Origin of the sequence: Thermoanaerobacter siderophilus SR4 (genome assembly GCF_000262445.1) — a bacterium.
Lineage (GTDB): Bacteria > Bacillota > Thermoanaerobacteria > Thermoanaerobacterales > Thermoanaerobacteraceae > Thermoanaerobacter > Thermoanaerobacter ethanolicus.
Genome location: NZ_CM001486.1, coordinates 510,035 through 514,124, shown reverse-complemented (window position 1 = coordinate 514,124; position 4,090 = coordinate 510,035). Strand labels below are relative to the sequence as shown.

General features: G+C 31.8%; 4 protein-coding genes and 1 pseudogene. 4 read left to right on the top strand and 1 reads right to left on the bottom strand.

Annotation, left to right across the window (positions count from 1 at the left end):
• Positions 1 to 299, bottom strand: a pseudogene (locus THESIDRAFT1_RS13185) (acetamidase/formamidase family protein); the annotation flags it as partial.
• Positions 300 to 681: 382 nt separating this feature from the next.
• Here THESIDRAFT1_RS13185 and THESIDRAFT1_RS02480 point away from each other — a divergent pair.
• The 4 genes from THESIDRAFT1_RS02480 to THESIDRAFT1_RS02465 all read left to right on the top strand — a co-directional run.
• A complete protein-coding gene (locus THESIDRAFT1_RS02480) occupies positions 682 to 1,431 on the top strand; it encodes an HlyD family secretion protein (protein ID WP_006569434.1) in 750 nt (249 codons plus the stop codon).
• Between the two features lie 11 nt (positions 1,432 to 1,442).
• Entirely contained in the window at positions 1,443 to 2,177 is a 735-nt protein-coding gene (locus THESIDRAFT1_RS02475) for an ABC transporter ATP-binding protein (RefSeq protein ID WP_006569433.1), read from the top strand.
• Positions 2,170 to 3,294: an ABC transporter permease gene (locus tag THESIDRAFT1_RS02470; protein WP_006569432.1), complete on the top strand. Its 1,125-nt coding sequence runs from the start codon at positions 2,170 to 2,172 to the stop codon at positions 3,292 to 3,294. Before THESIDRAFT1_RS02475 ends, THESIDRAFT1_RS02470 begins: the two co-directional genes overlap by 8 nt.
• 91 nt (positions 3,295 to 3,385) lie before the next feature.
• Positions 3,386 to 4,090: B-box zinc finger protein (locus THESIDRAFT1_RS02465; protein ID WP_006569431.1), on the top strand; the 705-nt coding region annotated here is incomplete at its 3' end.

Sequence of the window (4,090 nt, the reverse complement as noted above, 5' to 3'; positions counted from 1 at the left end):
TCTATTGATAATTTGGTAAAACTTTGAAATAGATTTGCCATATCGTGAACTGCTATTTTTACTGCTTTATCCAAAGATTCATCTGATGCTATTGTTGCTGTTACCTCTGGTGTTTTTACGAGTAGGATTTACAAGTTTTAAATTTTTTTACTAACTCTAACTTCTACTGTAACTGAGCCAGTTACTTCTACGCCTGATACACCTACTTCTCCATCTCCCATTACAGCCTGTAAGTCTCCCAAAGGAAGCAAAGCATCTTTTACAAATACTGAAAAATAAAGTTTTAAGCCTTCTGCAATTATTTCCCCTTTCGTATTTGTGTTGATTTTAATTTTCAATTTTGTTATTTATAATAATCCCTTCTTTACTTTGGTCATATTGATTTCAAAAATATTTTATTTTCTAATTGAGAATATTATACTCTCCCAAAAATCATTTTTGAAATTAAAAATTTTTTAAAAAAGACTAAATTTTTAAGTATTTGCTGCGAAAGCGAAATGAATAGTGAAGTAGATTTGATAAATGATGAAATTTTCTATATTGACAGGTTTTTCTTCAATAAATATAATGAATACAAATAAGTAGATGAGCTATTAAAGAGACGTAAAGAACATAAATAAGTGTTTAAAATGACTGTAAGGGTTTATATTTATGGAATTAAATCGGAGAGGAGAATTAATTATGAAGCGATTGTATTTGTTGTTTATTACAGTAGTTGCGCTTAGTATCATTTCTTCAGGCTGCTCTACTTCAAATTCACAAGAAAATCTGTACACAGGCACAATAGAAGCCACAACCGTATATGTACAATCAGAAGTTTCTGGTCGTATCACTGATTTATATGTAAAAGAAGGAGAAGAAATTAAAAAAGGAGATAAGATAGCTTCAATAGATGTAGGTCAATACAAGGAACAGGCTAGAATTGCCAAAGCCAATTTGGAGATAGCTAAACTAAAATATGACCAGATTAAAAACGGACCCAAAAATCAAGCGGATATAGCAAAATTAAATGTTGACGAGGCTCAAGCAAATTATGATTTAACCAACCTTATGATTAAAAAGGGAACAATAACTTCTCCGATTGATGGTACTATAACTAATATTTACATTAATGCTGGTGAAATAGCGATGGCGGGAGGAAATATTGCTCAAATATCTGATTTAAAGAATCTTTTTATAAAAATATACATACCAGAAAAAAATTTACATAAAGTTTCTTTAAACCAAGAAGTAAGTATAAAAGTAGATTCTATAAAAGATTCAATTAAAGGAAAGATTACTTATATTTCACCAAACGGCGAATTCACTCCCAAAAACACTGTGACAAAGTCATCAAAAGAAGATGTAGTATACCAAGTAAAAGTTCAAATCTTTGATCACATAAAAAATTTAAAACCTGGAATGTTAGCAGATGTGATTATCAATGAATAGAAGGTGGAGCTATGGAATATGTTATAAATTTAAGAGAATTGACAAAACGATTTGGCAATATAACTGCTGTAGACAAGCTTACGTTACAAGTTCCGGCTTATAAAATCTTCGGCCTATTAGGGCCAAACGGCTCAGGAAAATCCACCACTATACGGATGATTTGTGGCATTTTAAAACCCACATCAGGAGAGGGAACTGTTCTAGGCTATGATATAGAAAAAGAAAGTGAAAAAATAAAAAAATCTATAGGGTATATGTCTCAAAAGTTTAGCCTTTACGAAGATTTAACTGTGAGAGAAAATTTAAATTTTTATGCGAGTGTGTATGGACTAAGTAAAAAAGAGATGAAACAAAGAATCAAAGAAGTTCTTGATATTGTTGGATTAGAGGAGAGAGGAAAGCAAATTGCTGGTACATTATCAGGAGGATTGAAGCAGAGGCTTGCTTTAGGCTGTGCCATATTACATAATCCTAAATTGCTTATACTTGATGAACCTACATCAGGAGTGGACCCTTTATCAAGAAGGATGTTTTGGGATATCATAAAAAGCCTTGCTAATGATGGTATGTCAATTTTATTGACTACTCATTATATGGAAGAAGCAGAAATATGTGACCTCACAGCTTTTATGTTTAATGGAAAGTTGATGGCTTTTGGTACCCCCTATGAGATAAAAAGAGAAAATAATCTTGATTCGCTTGAAGATGTGTTTATTAAATACGTAAGGATGATGAATAATGAATAAGACGAGGCTTTTTGCAATTATTAAAAAAGAAATTATACATATAAGAAGAGACAGGATAAGTTTAGTTATTTCATTTATTATGCCTATTACAATGCTTTTGCTCTTTGGCTATGCTATTGCAACAGAAGTTGACCATATACCAATGGCAGTTTTTGACCAAAGCAAGACCTATGAAAGCAGAAACTATATTGAAGCATACAAAAATTCATTGTATTTTAATCCGGATTTTTATGCAAGTAGTATAGATGAGTTAAATCGTTTACTGGATGAAGGAAAGGTAAAAGCAGGTCTTATTATACCGCCGGATTTTTCGCAGTATAAAGTAAAAATGGTACAGCCTTTACTTAAAATTGATGGTTCTGATCCTACAACAGCAAGAACTGCTTTATCAAGCGGTATTATGGTATCTCAAATGTTTTCAAACAATATTGTACAAAAAGAATTGAAAGTCAAAGGTATGAAAATGCCTTCCATTGGAATAGACCTTTCTACAAAAGTAGAATACAATCCAGAACTCAACACGCAAGTGTTTACAATTCCGGGGCTTTTAGGTCTTATCATGCAAAACATCACCATAATATTGACGGCTTTTGCGCTTGTGAGAGAAAAAGAAAGGGGCACAATAGAACAATTGATTGTAACCCCTATAAAATCTTCAGAATTAATGATTGGAAAACTTTTACCTTACATTCTAATTGGTTACACAGATTTTTTAATGGTTTTAGGGCTTAGCATGTATTGGTTTGGCGTGCCTGTTAGAGGTAATATATATCTATTGCTTTTATTAGGACTTGATTTTATAACCTGTGCTCTTGCAATAGGAATACTTATCTCAACAGTAGCGCAGACTCAAACCCAAGCAATGCAGGGGGCATTTTTCGTATTGCTTCCAACCATAATATTGTCAGGATTTATTTTTCCGAGGGAACAAATGCCTACTGTTATAAGAGCAATTGGAGATATTTTCCCACTTACGTATTTTCTAGTTATTTTGAGAGGGATAATAATAAAGGGTATTGATGCTTCTCTTCTTGTACATCAAATAGTGATAATTACCCTTATGTCAGTTTTTCTTTTGACAATGGCCATATTGAGATTTAGAAAGAGACTGGACTAATCTGAAAGAGTATTTATTACGAAGAAAGTTTTTATGATAAAATTAACGTAGAACAAAAAGTATTTAAATTTTTTGGAAAGGAAGAATTTTTATGAAAGGGACTTGCTATTTTTGTAAGAAAGAATTTGAAAAATCTTCAATGTTGAGACATATTCTTTCATGTAAAAGTATGAAAGAGTATTTTTCAAAGCTGTCAGATGAAGAAGGGATAAAGGAAAAGGAAGTTTTTATTTTAAGCGTATATCCTAAATATGATTCATCACTTTATTGGCTATATGTTTCTGTGGATACAAAAGCTACCTTAAGAGATATTGACAAGTTTTTGCGTGATTTTTGGCTTGAGTGTTGTGGACATTTGAGCCAATTTAAAATTGATGGTGAAATATATGATGTAAATCCAAGAGGGTGGTTAGATGAACCTTTCTTTTTTGGACCAAAACCGAAAAGTATGAACTATAAATTAGAAAATGTTATAACGGAAAACATGAAGTTTGATTATGAGTATGATTTTGGTTCAACCACTCACTTGGAATTGAAAGTTTTGAAAAGACAATTACTTCCACAGAAAAAGAAAATAGTTGTTTTGGCACAAAATATTGCCCCGATTTACTATTGTGATAATTGTCAGGAAAAAGCTGAATATTTTTGCTATGAATGTGGAGAATTTTTGTGTGAAAATTGCGTAGAAGAACATTTATATCATGAGGAAATGATAGAGAAAATTGCGAATGGGATTGCAAATTCTCCTCGCAATGGTGTTTTGTGGATATGGCTTTCAAGATATGTCTTCTATGAT

Coding starts and splice junctions, on each gene's coding strand:
- THESIDRAFT1_RS02480 (WP_006569434.1), top strand. CDS start 682: ATGAAGCGATTGTATTTGTTGTTTATTACAGTAGTTGCGCTTAGTATC.
- THESIDRAFT1_RS02475 (WP_006569433.1), top strand. CDS start 1,443: ATGGAATATGTTATAAATTTAAGAGAATTGACAAAACGATTTGGCAAT.
- THESIDRAFT1_RS02470 (WP_006569432.1), top strand. CDS start 2,170: ATGAATAAGACGAGGCTTTTTGCAATTATTAAAAAAGAAATTATACAT.